Here is a 17,071-nt window from a genome sequence, read left to right as displayed (position 1 = left end):
ATATGCTAAAAGCTGAAAACTTACATATTACTTTTAATTCGGGTACACCCATTGAAACCCGGGCCTTGCAAGGCATGTCATTAACGATCCCTGAAGGGCAGTTTGTTACGGTCATTGGTTCTAACGGTGCCGGGAAGTCCACTTTTTTAAATGCCATTGCCGGTGAAATTATGGTGGACACCGGTAGTGTCCGGCTTAATGATCTTGATGTTACCCGTGTACCTGGTTGGCAACGGGCAGGCAGTGTGGCACGTGTATTCCAGGACCCCATGGCCGGAACCTGTGAAGACCTGACCATCGAAGAAAACCTGTCCCTGGCCTATAACCGGGGACATTCAAGAGGCCTGGGTCAAGCCATTAAGCCATTCATGAAAGACCTCTTCCGGGAACGTCTGGCTATTCTGGGGCTAGGGCTTGAAAATCGCCTTACCGACCGTATCGGATTGCTTTCGGGTGGACAACGCCAGGCGGTTAGTTTACTAATGGCAGCCTTGCAACCCAGCAAGATTTTATTGCTAGACGAGCATACTGCGGCACTAGACCCAAGAACCGCCCATTTTGTACTTGAATTAACGCAAAAGCTGGTGGCAGAACAAAAACTAACCACCATGATGGTCACGCATAGCATGAAACAGGCTCTTGAAACAGGTGAAAGAACGGTCATGCTGCACCAGGGGCAGGTGGTGCTGGATGTCAGTGGAGAAAAACGCAAAGGAATGAGCGTCTCCGACCTGCTTCAGATGTTTGAAAAAGTCAGGGGTGAGCAAGTTTCTGACGATGCTCTTTTATTGGGTTAGTCAAAACAATTTCATTAAATTGGACTAAAATATGCGATTATTGCGTAATTAAAATAATTCTTGTTCCTGTTGCCCTCTTATTTTGGTCTATGCATGTCATTTAATATTTTTTTACATTTGTATAGCGTTAAAAAATCGTTATGTGATTTAAATATTGCTTAGGCAAGTAATATTTTTGCAATGGTTGAAATGTTGCCTAGGCAAGTGTTTTTTCCATTATAATTTACGCTATCTTTTAATTGAATCAACATTTTCAATAAAAATATCCTTAAGGGGTATTTTTCGGGTCACAGTCAAATGAGAATAAAATCAACCTTTGTCAATCATAAAATTGCAACACTGCTTGCATGCTCGGCGCTTATATTAAGTGGTTGTGGAAAAGACGAGGCGGCCAATTCCGCAACAGCCGGAGGTCCTCCGGTCTTCCCAGTCTCTACCATTAAAGTAGAACCTGCTGAAGCCAGAATTTACACCACACTGTCGGGCCGGATACAGGCCATTAAAGATGCAGAGGTTCGTGCCCGTGTTACCGGTATTATTGAAAACATCGAGTTTCAGCAGGGAAGTGTTGTCAAAGAAGGGCAACTGCTATTTAAAATAGACCCTGCTACGTATCAGGCAGCGGTTAACCAGGCTGCCGCCGCACTTGAACAGGCCGAGGCAAATGCCAAAAGCGCCCGTTTACTGGCAAAGCGTTACTCAACCCTGGTCAAATCAGCAGCGGTAAGCCGTCAAGAGTACGATAACGCGGTTGCACAGGCCGCTCAGGCAGATGCAGCCATCAGTCAGGCCAAAGCAGCTCTTGATGCCGCTCAAATCAATCTTGGTTATACCAGCGTAACCTCTCCTATTGATGGCATTATTGGTGAGGCATTTGTCACTGAAGGAGCATTGGTTAGCGCTGCCAGTGGCACGCATCTGGCTACGGTGCAACAAATAGATCAAGTCTATGTGGACTTTTCCCAAACGACCGGTGAATTAAGTAATCTGCGCAAGGCACTGGCTGATGGCCAGCTTAAACAAACCGAAACGGGGACGGCTGTTGTCCAGCTTGAAATGGATGATGGCTCCCTTTACCCGGAAAATGGCAAGCTGCTTTTTACTGGCGTTACCGTAAACCCAACAACCGGCCAAGTTACCTTGCGCTCTGTTTTCCCTAACCCCCAGCATATTCTGTTGCCAGGCATGTTTACCCAGGTACGGCTAGAGCAGGGCATCAGCCCACAGGCACTCATGGTGCCTGACCAAGCGTTACAACGTACCCCAGACGGTTTGGTAAAACTGTTGCTGGTTAAAGATGATAAGGTTGTTTCTGTTGCCGTTGAAGAAGGCAATTCCGTTGATGGCAAAACCATTATCAATAAAGGACTAAGTCCCAACGATGAAGTCATTGTTGAAGGATTCCAGAAAGCACAGCCAGGCGGCACGGTAAAACCAACCCCTTGGAAAAAACCATCACCTGAAGAAACCGCCGGTTCCAATAATTCTGCGGAAAACTGAGAAGATATATGTCAAACTTCTTTATCAATCGCCCGATTTTCGCCTGGGTTGTTGCGATTATCATTTTCTTTGCAGGCGTAATTGCGATCCCGTTCATGCCGGTGGCGCAATACCCCGAAGTCGCCCCTCCTACCATTAACATCAGTGCCACTTATCCCGGTGCTTCTGCTGAAGATGTGGCGCAACAGGTTACCAGTGTCATTGAAAATGAGCTAAATGGAGCAGAAGACCTTCTTTACTACTCATCAACCAGTGATGCTTATGGCCGCTCAGACATTGATGTCACTTTTAAGCCGGGCACTGATCCAAACATGGCTCAGGTTGAGGTTCAGAACAAAGTCGCCAACGTCTCCTCCAAGCTGCCTCAGGCAGTGATGGATCAAGGCCTGCGTTTTAGCAAGAGTTCGGCCGGTTTCTTATTAATTGTGGCATTAAGCTCTACAGATGGCTCCACCTCGGCGGCCGAATTGGGTGACTACATTACCCGGAATATCCAAAACTCAATTTCCCGGATTGAAGGGGTGGGTACTTTCCAGCTATTTGCCGCACCTAGGGCCATGCGTATCTGGACTGACCCTGCCAAGCTCACCAGTTATGGTATGACCATGACCGATATCAGTACCGCGTTGGCGGCACAAAATCGGGCCATTGCGGCCGGTACCCTTGGCTCTCCGCCTACACCTGAAGACCAGGAAATCAGTGCCATTGTTTCTACCAATGGCCAGCTGGAAACCGCTGCAGAATTTGCCAATATCGTTTTGCGTGCCAACCCTGACGGTTCTATTGTGCGCGTCAAGGATGTGGCCAGGGTTGAGATTGGTTCAGACTCGTATCAGTTCAGCTCCCGCCTGAATGGCTCTCCATCTGCCGCTTTTGCGATTTCACTGGCGCCCAATGCTAATGCGCTGTCAACCGCAAAATCAATTAGCGATGAAATGAAAAGCCTGTCCCGTTATTTCCCCGAGAACGTGACATACAGCATTCCTTACGATACCGCACCTTATGTAGATGCCTCTATCACTCAAGTGGTGCATACGCTGATAGAAGCCATGATTCTGGTTTTTATCGTGATGTTCGTGTTCCTGCAAAATGTCAGGTATACGGTCATTCCTGCCGTGGTGGTGCCAATTGCATTAATGGGTACCGTGGCAACGTTGCTGTTTATGGGTTACTCCATTAATACCCTTACCATGTTTGCCATGGTTCTGGCCATTGGTATTTTGGTGGATGATGCAATTGTTGTTGTTGAGAACGTAGAACGAATCATGTCCGAAGAAGGGCTTTCACCCAAAGATGCCACTTATAAGGCCATGCCACAAATCGGTGGAGCTATTGTTGGTATTACCTTGGTCCTGATGACTGTTTTCATTCCTTTAGTCTTCATGAGCGGTTCCGCTGGTGTTATTTATCGCCAGTTTGCCGTCTCCATGATTGTCTCAATCGGATTTTCGGCGTTTCTGGCCTTAACGTTTACGCCGGCCTTATGTGCAACCATTTTAAAACCGGTTGCCAAGGGTCACAATGAAATTAAAAAAGGCTTTTTTGGCTGGTTTAACCGGGTATTCAATAAAATAACCAACGGTTATTCCGGCTGGGTAGGTGCTTTCATCAAAAGAGGTGGACGCATGATGCTGATCTACCTGATTTTATCGATTGGCATGGCCTACCTATTTTTGCGTTTACCCAGCTCATTCCTTCCCGATGAAGATCAGGGCTTCCTGATTGCTAACATTGAACTGCCATCCGGTGTGTCAGCCAATCGTACTATCGAGGTCATTGACACGGTAGAAGATTATTTTTCCAAAGTGCCAGAAATGGAAAACATCATCACGGTTCAGGGCTTCAGCTTTAGTGGTAGCGGCCTTAACTCGGCCATTGCTTTCGTTCCCCTGAAAGAGTTTTCCGAACGCCAGGGGCCAGGGCAATCTGCCCAGGATCTTTCTGCCAAAGCTACTGGTAGCCTGTTATTTGGCATTCCTGATGCCATGGTATTTTCCGTCATTCCACCTGCAATTCCCTCCCTGGGAACAGCAACCGGTTTTGACTTAAAGTTGCAAGACAGGGGGGCATTGGGGCAAATAGCATTACGTGATGCGGCCAATCAACTGCTAGGTTTGGCCCAGAAAAGTAATATTCTTACGCAAGTGCGAATTTCAGGTCTTGGCCCAGGGCCACAGCTTAACGTCAACATTGATCGTGAGAAGGCGGCAGTGCTGGGCGTTAACATGACTGAGGTTGCCAATGTGCTGGGTAGTGCAATCGGTTCCGGTTATTTGGGCAAGTTCCCCAATACCGGATGGATGCAAAACGTTTGGCTTCAATCTGACGCCCAGTTCCGCATGACCCCCGAAGATATTCTGAAGCTCAAGGTGCATAACGCTGCCGGCGAACTGGTGGATATGTCCTCCTTCGTCAAGCTCGACTGGACCCAAGGCCCAACCCAGGTCAGCCGCTTTAACAGCTTTGATGCCATCAGCATTAGTGGACAAGCCCAACCGGGCTATTCCAACGGTGAAGCTATGGCCGAAATCGAACGTCTGATTGCGCAATTGCCTTCAGGTATTGGTTATGAATGGGCTGGCTTGTCATTCCAGGAAATCCAGGCAGGAAACCAGGCACCCATTACCATGGCCCTATCCCTGATTGTCGTTTTCCTGGTTCTGGCTGCCTTGTACGAGAGCTGGACCATTCCGGTGTCAGCCATGCTGATTGTTCCTCTGGGTATGCTGGGAACGGTTGGTCTGACCACCCTCACGGGTATGTCCAATGATATTTACTTCCAGGTGGGCATGATTACCATTATTGGCTTGTCAGCCAAGAATGCAATTCTTATTGTAGAGTTTGCCAAAGATGCTTATGCATCGGGCAGGGATTTGGTTGAGTCAACCATGGAAGCGGCACGTCTGCGTTTCAGGCCCATTCTCATGACCTCTTTTGCTTTCATTCTTGGTGTGTTACCTTTAGTATTAGCAGACGGAGCCGGTGCCGCAGGGCAACGTGCAGTGGGTGTTGGTGTAATTGGTGGCATGTTGGCTGCCACACCTTTCTCGGTGCTTTTTGTTCCTGTCTTTTTTGTTATCGTCATGAAAATTTTCAAAACTCGGCCACGCTTGTTAGGTGAACAGGCCCAGTCTTTTGAAATCGAAAAAGAAGAGCATGCTTATCGGCACGAAATCTATAAAGATGTCGCCGAGATAGAAACGCTTGACCAGTCATCTTCAGACAGTAATAAAAATCAACCTGATGAGAGTAACCCTGAAAAATGAATATCGTAAAACACTTCTCTCCTAAGTTGTCTGTCGTCTTGCTGGCAACGGTATTGGCCGGGTGTTCGTTAAGCCCAAAATATGAACGCCCAGGAATGCCTGTGCCCGATCAATTTCCCGGGCAGGGCAGTACAGTGGCACCTGATGGTGTTCAGCATTCGGCCGATCTGGGCTGGGAAACTTTTTTCAAAGATGATCGACTTAAGGCCCTTATCCCGATTGCCCTTGAAAACAACCGTGACATGCGGATAGCCATTCAACGGGTAGAAGAGGCCCGTGCCCTGTACGGTATCCAGCGCAGTGACCGTTTTCCTCAAATAGGTGTCAATGCGCAACAAACCGCACAACGCCTGCCCGAAGACATGCGTGCCGGTGGTGCCTTATCGCCTTCGGTAAGCCGTAGCAATATGGCAGGCCTTGGCATGACCAATTTTGAGCTTGATTTTTTTGGTCGTCAAAGAAGTCTGTCTGAAGCGGCATTTGAACAATACCTGGCAACACAGCAGGGACGCACTACCGTTCAAATCAACCTGATTGGGCAGCTGGCATCCACTTATTTCAATCTCAGGAATCTGGAAGCACAAAAAGAACTGGTTAACAAAACCATCAAGTCACGTCAGGGAACCCTTAATCTGGTCCAAAGTCGTTACCGTGGCGGCGTAGCCTCATTATTAGATGTCAACCAGGCAAAAACCACGCTTGAGGCAGCAAAAGTCTCACTTGCAGAAATTACCCGTGGTGAAATGCGTGCCAGGAATGCTCTGCAGTTACTCCTTGGCCAGCCAATTCCTGCCAATTTACCAGCCCCAGGACCGTTTACCAGTGATGTCGTCATGAGCAGCCTGCCGACAGGACTGCCTTCAGCACTGTTAACCCGACGTCCGGATATTCTTGCGGCGGAAAATAGGTTAAAAGCGGCCAATGCCAATATTGGCGCTGCCCGGGCTGCTTTTTTCCCATCCATTTCATTAACCGGATTACTAGGTATTGCCAGCCCCGACCTGGGTTCTTTGTTTGATGGCGGTAATGGCATGTGGTCGTTCAATCCCGTTATTAATATTCCAATTTTCACTGCTGGTAAATTAAGAAACAATCTTGACCTGGCGGAAGTACGCAGCGATATTGCCGTGGCTGAATATGAGAAATCCATACAGACCGCTTTTCGTGAAATTGCAGATGCCTTGGCTGGTGAGGCGACTTACCAGTCACAGCTTGATGCATTACGTGCGCAACAGGCTGCCGCCTATGAAACACTTAATCTTGCCAATTTGCGTTATTCAAGCGGCATAGACAGTTTCCTGCAGGTACAATCAGCAGAGGTTGCTTTATTTGCAGTGCAGCAAGGCTTTTTGCAAACCGGCTTTGATTCTATCCAGAATCGTATAGAGCTTTATAAAGCCCTAGGTGGTGGTTGGACACAAACCTCCGTTATTTCCAAATAATTTTTGTATTCTTTTTTTATGATTGATTTAGGTGTAAATATTGATCACGTAGCCACTCTCCGGCAGCAACGCCATAGTGCCTACCCTGACCCCCTTAAAGCTGCCTTACTGGCGGAACAGGCGGGGGCAGACGTCATCACTCTGCATTTGCGTGAAGACCGGCGTCACATTCAGGATAAGGATGTTTACGCTATCCTTCCCCGGTTAACCACCCGCATGAACCTGGAGTGCGCCATTACCAGTGAGATGCTTGATATTGCCTGTGATGTCAAGCCACACGATATTTGTCTGGTACCGGAACGTCGCCAGGAATTGACCACTGAAGGCGGACTGAATGTTATTGAATCATTTGAGCAGGTGAAATCAGCCGTCTCCAGATTGCATGATGCCGGCTCAAGGGTTTCTTTATTTATAGACCCCAATATAGATCAAATTCATGCGGCTGCCCAGGCAGGAGCCACCGTGATTGAGCTACATACAGGCACTTATTCTGAAGCGTCGGGCGATAAAGTCGAGACAGAATTGGAACGCTTAAGAATAGCCATTGCCGAAGGACTTCGTGCTGGCCTGAAAGTTCACGCAGGTCATGGCTTGCATTACCAGAATGTCCAGGCTATTGTTGCCTTGGGTGGCATTTCCGAGCTAAATATTGGTCATGCCATTGTGTCACAGGCTATTTTTGACGGCTGGGAAAAAGCGGTACGGGACATGAAAGCGTTACTGCGTTAGTCTTTCTTAACTGAATAATATTTAAACAGGTTTTGCCATGAATGAAGCAATTAATTATCTTCTGAATCGTAACTCCATGAAAATGGTTACCTCTCCGGCTCCCTCTGACGAAGAACTGGCGCTTATACTTCAGACAGCGATGTCAGCCCCCGATCATGGTGCGTTACGTCCATGGCGATTCAAGATTATTCGTGGAGAAGCAATCAAGAAATTTGCTGATTTTTCTATTGGCTTGAAGCAGGCCAGCACAGAACCCTTCAATCCGGATAAAGAGGCGGCAACACGTCAATGGCTGGATGAGGTTCCCTTGATTATTGCTGTTGCCTGCCATATCGACTACAGCAATACAAAAATAAGTGAATCCGAGCGTATGCTGGCAACGGGTGCTGCAGTTACCAATATCCTTAATGCCGTACATATGCTGGGTTATGGCGCCTTCTGGAGTACCGGTATTGCTACTTATATTGATGAGTTTCAAACCGGCTTGGGTTTTGATGCCCTGGATTATCGTTTCATGGGCTTTTTGGCCATTGGCACTCCAAAAATGCCAATTCCCCAAAAAGAACGTTTAAGTTACGATTTTTTCATCGAAGAGTGGACTGGGCCGATTGCCTGAGCAGCAATCAGAGTCAACATCTTGATACCCCACCTGGCTTAAAGCCAGGTTTTTTTTACGGGATTTTTATCTGCCGGTGCAAGAGTATTACCCCACAGGCTTATTGCCAATCATGCAGACTCCTAAGGTAAAACAAGACAGTCGTTACCTTACTGATCATTTTAATTAATATTATTTTGTACCGGGTTTAATTGCTCAACTCTCAAAGGCTCTCTTAACAGTATGTTTTCCTGGTGAAGTCTGTTTATTATTTCAAATAACAATTCACTTTTTATGCGTCCGGCTAAACGGGGACTAATCACAAAGCAGGTTGCTACCATGATCAGGTTTCCACCCTCAATCCCATCAAGGCGAATATAGGGTTCCAGGCCTTGATCATCAAGAACGTCTTCATTGTTTTCAAAAATTGAAAAAATAATATCCCTGACTTGTGCTGGATTTTCAGATAAGGGAAGGGGAAGACGGATTTGCACACGACCTTCGCTTTTACTAAGCGTCATGTTCCTGACAGACTTGGTAATAAACTCGGAATTTGGGACAATCAAGGTAGAACGATCACCTAACTGGATTTCAGTTGCCCTTACATTAATGCGGCGAATATCTCCTTCTTGTGTACCAATTACAACCCAGTCTCCGACCTTGACCGGTCTTTCCACCAGCATGATCAAGCCAGAGATGAAGTTTTGTACAATCGCCTGCAGACCAAAACCAATACCCACAGAAAGGGCACTGGCAATCCAGGTTAATCTTTCAAGACTGATACCCAAGGTGGAAAGCATCAGGCTTACCGTGATAATGGCAACAATGTAACCCAGTACGGTCACAATACTTAAGCGGACGCCGGTATCAATACTGGTATTTGGAAAATATTTGCCAACAAGCCAGTTTTTAAGCAGCCGCCCAATCACAATCCCGCCAACAATGATCATGATTGCACTTAATACCATACCTGGCGTGATGAAATTTTGCCAGGTTTGTATAAATGCATCCAGCTTTCCGTCCCGGTTAAACAGCCCGGTCAGGCTGTTACCAAAAGGAACTAGCAAAATCATGATCAATAAATAAAACAGCAGCAGTTTTGTAAGCGCTGATAAAATAGTGGTCAATTGATTCAGGAAGTTGGGTGTAATTCCATAATGCTCTACCAGGCGTATGCCAATTAGTCCTTGAGATGCAATACTGGCTTGGAACAAATCATCACTTAGCTTGAATAATATGTAAAAGGTGGCCATGACAATGACAACCCAGAGCAGTTGGGTAATAAGAAATGAACCCAGTGCAACAAACCCAATGAACGTAAAAACCAGCGTGACAATGATAATAATCCAGCACAGAACTCGAAGTGCGACTGGCCATACCGTAACAGGTAGCTGACTATTAACGTCCTTATTATTCAAAGGTATGAGACGGTAATAACGGGCAATTTTACCTAAAATAAGAAATCCCAGCACCACCATGGTAATCGTTGAAATTACCCTGAGCCCAACCTCTGTGCCAAGGGAAATGCCAATCTGGGAACTACTGATAATGATTGCCTGATGCACCACAATCAAGGTGGCAATAAGCCAGGGGTAGGGCTTCAGTGCTTTAACCAGTGAATTGCTTAGTGGTGGCAAACGCCAGGATTCATGACGTACCGAGAATAAAGCGTTACCCAATCCGGTAATCAGTGATGCAAAAATAATCGTATAGATCAGGGAAACCAGATACTCCTTGAGATCTGGGCTAACAATACCATTCCAGTTAAGGCCAGCATATATAAAATAAACTGATAAACCAGTAATAATCACATTGTTAAGGATTATTCCTACTGCTACCAAAGAGCGTCGCGCCCGTCCGGTTGGAATTTTTTCGATAGCAATCAGGCGAATCAACTTTTGCAAGAGCTGACTAACCACAAAGATGGTGATCAGGGCAAGAAAAATACCCGCATAAAAGAAATTTTTATTTTCATTTTCAAGGGCTTGCTTAAAAACAGCGATAATGGAGTCAGAAAATTTTTGTACTCTGGGAAAATCGGACGACCAAGAGCGAGAAAAGCTCTGCCAGAATGACGCTTTTAATGGGGATTTAACCCTTTCAAATAATTCAGCCTGAAACTGGGCACGGCTCTCTGCCATCAATTTCAGGCTACGCTGATTACCTTCGCTAATCAACAGTTTGGCTAGTTTGATATTGGCATCAAGGCGTTCACGCTCTTTTTGCAAAGCGGTACGCTGGGCTTCTATATCCCTTGATTCAGGAGAAACAGGACCTTGAATATCCTCAAGTTTGGGCGTATCAATTAAATTACTTAACTTTGTATCTATGTCGGCCAATTCCTGGGTTTTGGCACTGATAATTTGCTGCGCGCTTGCCTGAATGGTTTTTAACTGATCCAGCGTTTTTTGAATCCCGGCATTATCTTCGTTTGTTTTGGGAAGTGCATCTAGGCTAGCCTGAATGTCATCAAGAATCGGGAATTTTTGCCCGTTTTCCGCGTAAACGTTTGTACTAAATGCCAGGAAAACAATTAAAATAGACAGGATAAGTCTGGACAGCATAACGTTTGAGTATAAGAGTTATTTATCGATACGTTCCAGACGTAGAATATAAGAACGCATTAACAGCATCGCAGTAACTGGTGAGGTAAGAAATAAAAACACGATAATAAGTATTTCATGAAAAAAAACCCGGTCCGCCAGATGAAAGGACACCAGTATAGATGCCAATAAGGTAAACATGGCACCAAAAGTGTTACCCAATGTTGGCGCATGAATACGGCTTTTGAAGTCTTCAAACCGTAGTAGCCCGATTGATCCGATTAGCGTAATCAGGCCACCGGCCACCAGGAAAATCGCAGCAGGAATCGCGATCCAGGCTGAAATGTCATTCATGGTTCGATCACCTCGCCACGGAGCAGAAATTTTGATAGTGCTGATGAGGATACAAAGCCCAACAGACTGATTAACAAGGCAATATCAAAATACCATGAAGTTCTGTAAAGCATGCCCAGCACCAGAATTAACAACATGCAATTAATGTACATGGTGTCAAGCCCCAACACCCGGTCTTGAGGGGTTGCACCTTTGAGCAGTCTGATAAAAGCACATAATGTGGCCAGGGAAAAGCAGCAAAGGGCAAAATAACATGCCCAGGTCAGGATAAGGTTCATTCAAATATCTCCATCAAATTTGCTTCGTAACGATTCTTGATGGTATAGAGCCATTCAGACTCTTCTTTCAGGTTAAGTACGTGAAGACGCAGGATATAATCATCTTCGGTCAGGCCAGACCATACTGTACCGGGCGTATAAGTAATAATGCACGATAACATGGCCAAACCATGAGGATCCCGCAAGTCCAGGGGGATATTGATAAAGCCTGGTGTGCGATGGGCTTTTTTTCCTTTCAGGATCAGTATTCCCACCACCCAGTTGGAATAGGCAATATCAACAATTACCATGAATATCAATTTTAAGATGGTTAAGGTTTTTTTGGGGTGCCCGTGCAAAGGACGCAGGCGCTGCGATGCAAAAACCAGCGCTAATGACAGTATTGAACCAAGAGTAAACTGTCCGATACTAATGGCGTTGGCCAGCAGCATCCAGATAAGCAAAAGGAACGCAGTCATGGGGAACCAGAAAAATAATTTTTTCATTATTGTCCCCCTGGAATCGGTTTGTTGGATGCTTGCGTAATAACCGCATTAATATACTGATAGGGATCATCAAGTGAACTTGCCGTATCGGCCAGGAAATCCATCACGGGGCCGGCAAAAATTGAAAGGGCTATACAGCTTAGTAATAAAACACTGACCGGCACAGCCTCACGAATACTGAGTTTAGGTGTTTGCAACGTATCTGAATTCCAAAATAGCCGCACACCTGACCGCCCCAGTGCAATCACAGTTGCAAGGCCTGAAGCCAGCATGGCTATTACCAGCAGCCAGGCACTCATAGAAGGCCCGGTTAAATTGTTATCGGTTAGCTCAAGGGCAGATGACAGCAAAGCAAATTTTGCAACAAAACCCGAAAATGGGGGCATGCAGGCAATCAGGATGGCGCAGGTAAAAAAGGACAGGCCCAGAAAAGCCTGGGCAGCCGGAATGGCCACGCCAACCACATCACCGGAGTAATCGGATGTTTTATCTTCATCAAGGCCAAAAGCCTCAAAACTAACGGAAAGCACATTTGAACCAAATGATTCAGTACGTTTTATTAATTCCACCAGCATGAAAAATGCACCCGTGGTAAGTACCGAACTGATAAGGTAAAAAAGAGAGGGACCAGTTAGCGTAACACCAGGCATACCCAGTGCCGTGAGCAGTGTTCCAGAGGACATAATAATGCTATAGCCAACCAGTCTTCCTGTGTTTTTTTCTGCCAAAATGCCAAGCGTGCCAAATAAAAGCGTGCCAAGGCCAATGGCGTACATCCATTCGCCACCAAAGGCAGCGGGCGCACCTGTAGGTAAAAGCAGGGATCCCATTCTGACCAGGGCATAAATACCCACCTTGGTCATGATGGCAAACAGGGCAGCAACAGGTGCGCAAGCAGCCGCATAGGCATTGGGCAACCAAAAATTAAGTGGCCAGGCGGCAGCCTTGACTAAAAAGGCAATACCCAGAATGGCGCAGGCAGTCTCAAATAATTTGCGGTTTTCAGCGTCGAGCATGCCAGCCTTGGTACCAAGATCAGCCATGTTCAGCGTACCGGTAACCCCGTAAATAAGTGAAATGCTAATAAGCAGTAAAAATGCGCCTATCAGATTGACGGTAATGTAATGTAAGCCTGAGGATACCCGTCTGGACCCGGAACCATGTAGCAGCAAACCATATGAAGCCGCCAGGAAGATCTCGAAGAATACAAACAGATTGAACAAATCACCGGTTAAAAACGCACCGTTAAGTCCCATTAAGATGAACTGGAAAAGGGGGTGAAAATGAATGCCAACCCGGTCCCAGAAAGCCGTAGAGTAGATAAGAGCAGATATACCCAGCACAATGGTAAGTACCAGCATAACGGCAGAAAGCTTATCTACCACAAACACAATGCCAAATGGTGCTACCCAGTTACCCAGTAAGTACACACCAATATGGTTGTTCCAGTCATTGGGAATACTGCCTGCCGTCATGAAAAGCAATGTCACAGCAACCGAAAACTGGATAAATACAGACAGAAAAGCCAGCCCGGTAAGCGATTTACGGCGGGAGTCCTTAAGAAGTAGCATGAGGGCACCTGCCATCATGGGTACAGCAACAGGCAAAATGGGTAAATGATCCAACAACCCCATCATGAATTGTACTCCGTACCATCTACGTGATCGGTATTGGACAATCCTCGCAAGGCCAGCAATACCACCAGATATAAAGCGGTGGTGGCAAAGCCAATTACAATAGCGGTTAGTACCAGAGCCTGAGGAACGGGATCGGCGTAATTGGAAACATCAACAACTGTGCCTGCCTCAATAATTGGGGGAGAACCAACAGACAGCCGACCCATGCCAAATATAAACAGGTTGACGGCGTAGGAAACCAAGGTAAGTCCCATGATAACCTGAAAGGTTCGGGGCCTAAGCAAGAGCCATATACCCGATCCGGCCAGTACCCCAATGGCTAATGAATATATAATTTCCATTTAATTGACTCGATCTGAAAAGTTTAATTGAGTACTCGTTCCCGCATTGGTTTCAGCCTCGGCAGATGGCGCTTTACGATAAAAACGCAGGGACTGGTGGGCAAGGGCAACCAACATTAACGTTGTTGCGCCCACAACCAGTGCATAAACACCAATATCGAAAAAGATCACACTGGAAAGATGTAACTTGCCAATGACGGGTAAATAAATATCCCAGCTAATGGCAGAAAGGAAAGGCTGGTCTACCCACCACGCAATCATGGATGAGCTGCCTGCAATTAACATACCAATTGAAATCCAGTACAGGGGCCTGACCCTTGAGCGGGTTTCAACCCAGTGAATACCACTAAGCATATATTGAAGGATTATCCCTGTGGCGAATATCAATCCACCCACAAAACCGCCTCCTGGCAGGTTATGGCCACGCAACAGGAAATACAGGGAAATAAGCGTGATAACCGGCAGCATTAATCTGCCCAGCACATTGGGGGTTAACAAAATGCCTTTCGGTAAACTATGCTTATCAGTAAGGCCATTGGCGTCAATGGTTTGAATTTCATGACGGTTTTCCAGGGCATGAATACTTTCTTGTGGTGGACGGAACCTTCTCAATAAGGCATAAACAGTAATGGCCACAATACCCAGAACACTAATTTCACCGTAAGTATCAAAACCACGGAAATCAACCAGAATAACGTTTACAACGTTATTCCCCCCCCCTTCAGGCAGTGCTTTTTCAAGGAAGAAAGAAGACAGACCTTCAGGTTTGTCACGGGTAAGCATGATGTACACAAGTGCTGAAAGACCCAGCCCGCCACAAATTGCAATGGCCAAATCACGGAACCGACGTATAAATGCCTGTAACGGGGTTATTTGGGACTCTTCAATGACACGACGGGGCAGCCAGCGCAAGCCCAGCAAAATAAGAACAACCGTAACGGTTTCAACCACCAGTTGTGTAAGCGCCAGATCGGGGGCTGACAACCAGGCAAAAGTTACACAAGTAATAAGACCAGCCCCACCGGAAAGTGCCAGAGCCCGGAAACGGTTGTACTTGGCCAGATAAGCGGCGCCTATGGCGCAGGCCCCACCTACAATCCAGAGAATAGCAAATACAGGGTCAAAGGAAGAAGGTTGCTTGACCTGCAGCCAATCACCCCCAAGCAAGGGCAGCATGCCCACTACCAGGGTAATGACGATAATCCAAAGCACTTGTGGTTGCAGGCGTTTGCTTGAAAACCATTCAAGTAATACATAAGAAATGCTATCTATCCCATTCATAACGGCATCAAAGGTTTTTCTGCCATCAAAATGATATAAAACCGGTGTTTGCCCAGGGTACGACTGAAACAGGGGTTTGAATACATACAGCAGTGCAATACCCCCAACCAAGGCCAGGATGCTCATGATGAGCGGAAGGTTAAAGCCATGCCAGATTGCCAGACTATAGGTGGGAATATGATTGCCTAAAATAGCCGTGGCGGCGAGCTGGAGTATAGAACCGATAATCTGTTCGGGGAAAATGCCGATAAGTATGCAAAGCAGGACCAGCACAGCACTGGGGAACAGCATCCAGCGGGGTGGGTCATGAGGCTTGCGGGGTAAATCGGTGGCAGGTTTGCCAAAAAAAACCTGGGTAATGAAGCGCAGGGAATAAGCAACGCTAAATGAGCTGGCTACCACCGCCAGGGTTGGCAGCAGGTAACTTGAATAGGATGTCTGGTTCACGAACAGCGTTTCGGAAAAGAACATCTCTTTGGACAGGAAGCCGTTAAGCAACGGTACGCCCGCCATTGCAGCAGCGGCCACAATGGCCAAGGTGGCCGTAATAGGCATGAGCTTACGCAACCCTGACAATATACCCATGTCGCGGGTTCCGGTTTCATGATCGACAATGCCGGTGGCCATGAACAGGGATGCCTTGAAGATGGCGTGGTTGATCATGTGGAAAATGGCGGCAATAAGCGCCAGATCGCTATTCATGCCCAGAAGCAGGGTGATAAGACCCAGATGGCTAATGGTGGAGTAGGCTAGAACACCTTTCATGTCTTGCTGGAAAGTGGCGGCAAAAGCACCAATAAGCAATGAAGACATGCCGGCACCACCGATGATCCAGAACCATTGGTCGGTACTGGCGAGAACAGGCCAGAAACGGGCCAGGATAAAAACGCCTGCCTTGACCATGGTGGCAGAGTGCAGGTAGGCAGATACTGGCGTTGGCGCAGCCATGGCGTTAGGTAGCCAGAAGTGGAAGGGAAACTGGGCACTTTTGGTAAGCGCACCCAAGGATACCAGTACCAGGATGGGAATATACCAAGGATGATTGCGGATCAGGTTACCCGAAGCCAGGATTTCCCCGAGTTCATAACTGCCTACAATATGGCCGATCATTAACATTCCGGCCAGCAAACAAAACCCGCCAGCGGCAGTAACGGTAAGTGCCATGCGTGCACCACGACGCGCATCTTGCCGGTGATGCCAGTAGGCGATTAGCATGAATGATGAAAGACTGGTTAGCTCCCAAAAAATAACCAGTTGAATAACGTTGCCAGATAGAACGACCCCCAGCATAGAGCCCATGAATGCCAGGAAAAATGAAAAAAACCGGGGAACTGGATCGGCGGGATCCATATAGTACCGGGCATATAAAACAACCAATGCCCCCATAACGGTCACCAGAAGTGCAAACAACCAGGCAAAGCCATCCATTCTGAATGTCATGTTGACACCCATTGACGGTAGCCAGCTTATATTCTGGACCAGAACTTCTCCGCTAAAGACCGCAGGTGCTGTATAAAGAACCAGGCCAGCACAGACAAGCGCAATAATGCCTGCCAACCAGGATTCCTGATTTCTGGCGTTATGAGGCAAAATGGCAGCTAATATACTGCCAAGGAAAGGGAGTACGACAATTAAAACAAGGGGCATTTGACAGGGAGATCAAAAATAGAATTGTTACAGCCTTGATAATACGATATTTTTATATATTACTTGTCTCAGATTTGCATATGATGCAAAATATTTTTTGCATAAATCAATTATCCGACATGGTTGCAGTTATTTATAGCGGTTTTCACGTTATTTAATGATGATTATTGCAGTTT

The 17,071-nt window shown here is 46.7% G+C and carries 13 protein-coding genes; 6 read left to right on the top strand and 7 right to left on the bottom strand.

Features of this window, described 5'->3' with window-relative positions; all coding sequences use genetic code 11:
- The first annotated feature begins 2 nt into the window (after window positions 1-2).
- From JHL22_RS04560 to JHL22_RS04535, 6 genes are all read left to right on the top strand, one after another.
- Window positions 3-797, top strand: a complete 795-nt coding sequence (locus JHL22_RS04560; protein ID WP_200234399.1) for an ABC transporter ATP-binding protein — start codon at window positions 3-5, stop codon at window positions 795-797.
- A 297-nt stretch (window positions 798-1,094) separates the two neighbouring features.
- Window positions 1,095-2,297, top strand: a complete 1,203-nt coding sequence (locus JHL22_RS04555; protein WP_200234397.1) for an efflux RND transporter periplasmic adaptor subunit — start codon at window positions 1,095-1,097, stop codon at window positions 2,295-2,297.
- A gap of 8 nt (window positions 2,298-2,305) precedes the next feature.
- Complete coding sequence (locus JHL22_RS04550) at window positions 2,306-5,563, top strand: multidrug efflux RND transporter permease subunit (protein WP_200234395.1); 3,258 nt, start codon at window positions 2,306-2,308, stop codon at window positions 5,561-5,563.
- Window positions 5,560-7,005 carry an efflux transporter outer membrane subunit gene (locus JHL22_RS04545; protein ID WP_200234393.1) on the top strand — a complete coding sequence of 482 codons (1,446 nt, stop codon included), beginning with the start codon at window positions 5,560-5,562 and terminating at the stop codon, window positions 7,003-7,005. The genes JHL22_RS04550 and JHL22_RS04545 overlap by 4 nt, the downstream gene beginning before the upstream one ends.
- Window positions 7,006-7,023: 18 nt before the next feature.
- On the top strand, window positions 7,024-7,734 hold the full coding sequence (locus JHL22_RS04540) for a pyridoxine 5'-phosphate synthase (RefSeq protein WP_200234391.1): 711 nt from the start codon (window positions 7,024-7,026) through the stop codon (window positions 7,732-7,734).
- A 37-nt stretch (window positions 7,735-7,771) separates the two neighbouring features.
- Entirely contained in the window at window positions 7,772-8,350 is a 579-nt protein-coding gene (locus tag JHL22_RS04535) for a nitroreductase family protein (RefSeq protein WP_200234389.1), read from the top strand.
- Window positions 8,351-8,511: 161 nt separating this feature from the next.
- Here JHL22_RS04535 and JHL22_RS04530 read toward each other — a convergent pair whose 3' ends face one another.
- From JHL22_RS04530 to JHL22_RS04500, 7 genes are read right to left on the bottom strand one after another with little or no spacing between them, the layout of a single operon-like run.
- Window positions 8,512-10,893: a DUF3772 domain-containing protein gene (locus JHL22_RS04530; RefSeq protein WP_200234386.1), complete on the bottom strand. Its 2,382-nt coding sequence runs from the start codon at window positions 10,891-10,893 to the stop codon at window positions 8,512-8,514.
- An 18-nt stretch (window positions 10,894-10,911) separates the two neighbouring features.
- A complete protein-coding gene (gene mnhG / locus JHL22_RS04525) occupies window positions 10,912-11,226 on the bottom strand; it encodes a monovalent cation/H(+) antiporter subunit G (RefSeq protein WP_200234378.1) in 315 nt (104 codons plus the stop codon).
- Window positions 11,223-11,504, bottom strand: coding sequence for a K+/H+ antiporter subunit F (locus JHL22_RS04520; protein WP_200234376.1), 282 nt, complete (start codon window positions 11,502-11,504; stop codon window positions 11,223-11,225). The genes mnhG and JHL22_RS04520 overlap by 4 nt, the downstream gene beginning before the upstream one ends.
- A complete protein-coding gene (locus JHL22_RS04515; protein ID WP_200234374.1) occupies window positions 11,501-11,989 on the bottom strand; it encodes a Na+/H+ antiporter subunit E in 489 nt (162 codons plus the stop codon). The genes JHL22_RS04520 and JHL22_RS04515 overlap by 4 nt, the downstream gene beginning before the upstream one ends.
- A complete protein-coding gene (locus tag JHL22_RS04510; protein WP_200234372.1) occupies window positions 11,989-13,626 on the bottom strand; it encodes a monovalent cation/H+ antiporter subunit D in 1,638 nt (545 codons plus the stop codon). The genes JHL22_RS04515 and JHL22_RS04510 overlap by 1 nt, the downstream gene beginning before the upstream one ends.
- Window positions 13,623-13,967 carry a Na+/H+ antiporter subunit C gene (locus JHL22_RS04505; protein ID WP_200234370.1) on the bottom strand — a complete coding sequence of 115 codons (345 nt, stop codon included), beginning with the start codon at window positions 13,965-13,967 and terminating at the stop codon, window positions 13,623-13,625. The genes JHL22_RS04510 and JHL22_RS04505 overlap by 4 nt, the downstream gene beginning before the upstream one ends.
- The gene (locus JHL22_RS04500) at window positions 13,968-16,895 is read right to left on the bottom strand and encodes a monovalent cation/H+ antiporter subunit A (RefSeq protein ID WP_200234368.1); all 2,928 of its coding nucleotides are present in this window, start codon (window positions 16,893-16,895) and stop codon (window positions 13,968-13,970) included.
- Between the last annotated feature and the right edge of the window lie 176 nt (window positions 16,896-17,071).

Source organism: Advenella mandrilli, assembly GCF_016595155.1.
Lineage (GTDB): Bacteria > Pseudomonadota > Gammaproteobacteria > Burkholderiales > Burkholderiaceae_B > Advenella > Advenella mandrilli.
This window is presented reverse-complemented; position numbering and strand designations above follow the sequence as displayed.

Bases quoted from the DNA above. Each gene is read 5' to 3' on its own strand.
- JHL22_RS04560 (WP_200234399.1), top strand. From the start codon at position 3: ATGCTAAAAGCTGAAAACTTACATATTACTTTTAATTCGGGTACACCC.
- JHL22_RS04500 (WP_200234368.1), bottom strand. From the start codon at position 16,895: ATGCCCCTTGTTTTAATTGTCGTACTCCCTTTCCTTGGCAGTATATTA.
- mnhG (WP_200234378.1), bottom strand. From the start codon at position 11,226: ATGAATGACATTTCAGCCTGGATCGCGATTCCTGCTGCGATTTTCCTG.
- JHL22_RS04535 (WP_200234389.1), top strand. From the start codon at position 7,772: ATGAATGAAGCAATTAATTATCTTCTGAATCGTAACTCCATGAAAATG.
- JHL22_RS04555 (WP_200234397.1), top strand. From the start codon at position 1,095: ATGAGAATAAAATCAACCTTTGTCAATCATAAAATTGCAACACTGCTT.
- JHL22_RS04530 (WP_200234386.1), bottom strand. From the start codon at position 10,893: ATGCTGTCCAGACTTATCCTGTCTATTTTAATTGTTTTCCTGGCATTT.
- JHL22_RS04540 (WP_200234391.1), top strand. From the start codon at position 7,024: ATGATTGATTTAGGTGTAAATATTGATCACGTAGCCACTCTCCGGCAG.
- JHL22_RS04515 (WP_200234374.1), bottom strand. From the start codon at position 11,989: ATGAAAAAATTATTTTTCTGGTTCCCCATGACTGCGTTCCTTTTGCTT.
- JHL22_RS04505 (WP_200234370.1), bottom strand. From the start codon at position 13,967: ATGGAAATTATATATTCATTAGCCATTGGGGTACTGGCCGGATCGGGT.
- JHL22_RS04520 (WP_200234376.1), bottom strand. From the start codon at position 11,504: ATGAACCTTATCCTGACCTGGGCATGTTATTTTGCCCTTTGCTGCTTT.
- JHL22_RS04510 (WP_200234372.1), bottom strand. From the start codon at position 13,626: ATGATGGGGTTGTTGGATCATTTACCCATTTTGCCTGTTGCTGTACCC.
- JHL22_RS04550 (WP_200234395.1), top strand. From the start codon at position 2,306: ATGTCAAACTTCTTTATCAATCGCCCGATTTTCGCCTGGGTTGTTGCG.
- JHL22_RS04545 (WP_200234393.1), top strand. From the start codon at position 5,560: ATGAATATCGTAAAACACTTCTCTCCTAAGTTGTCTGTCGTCTTGCTG.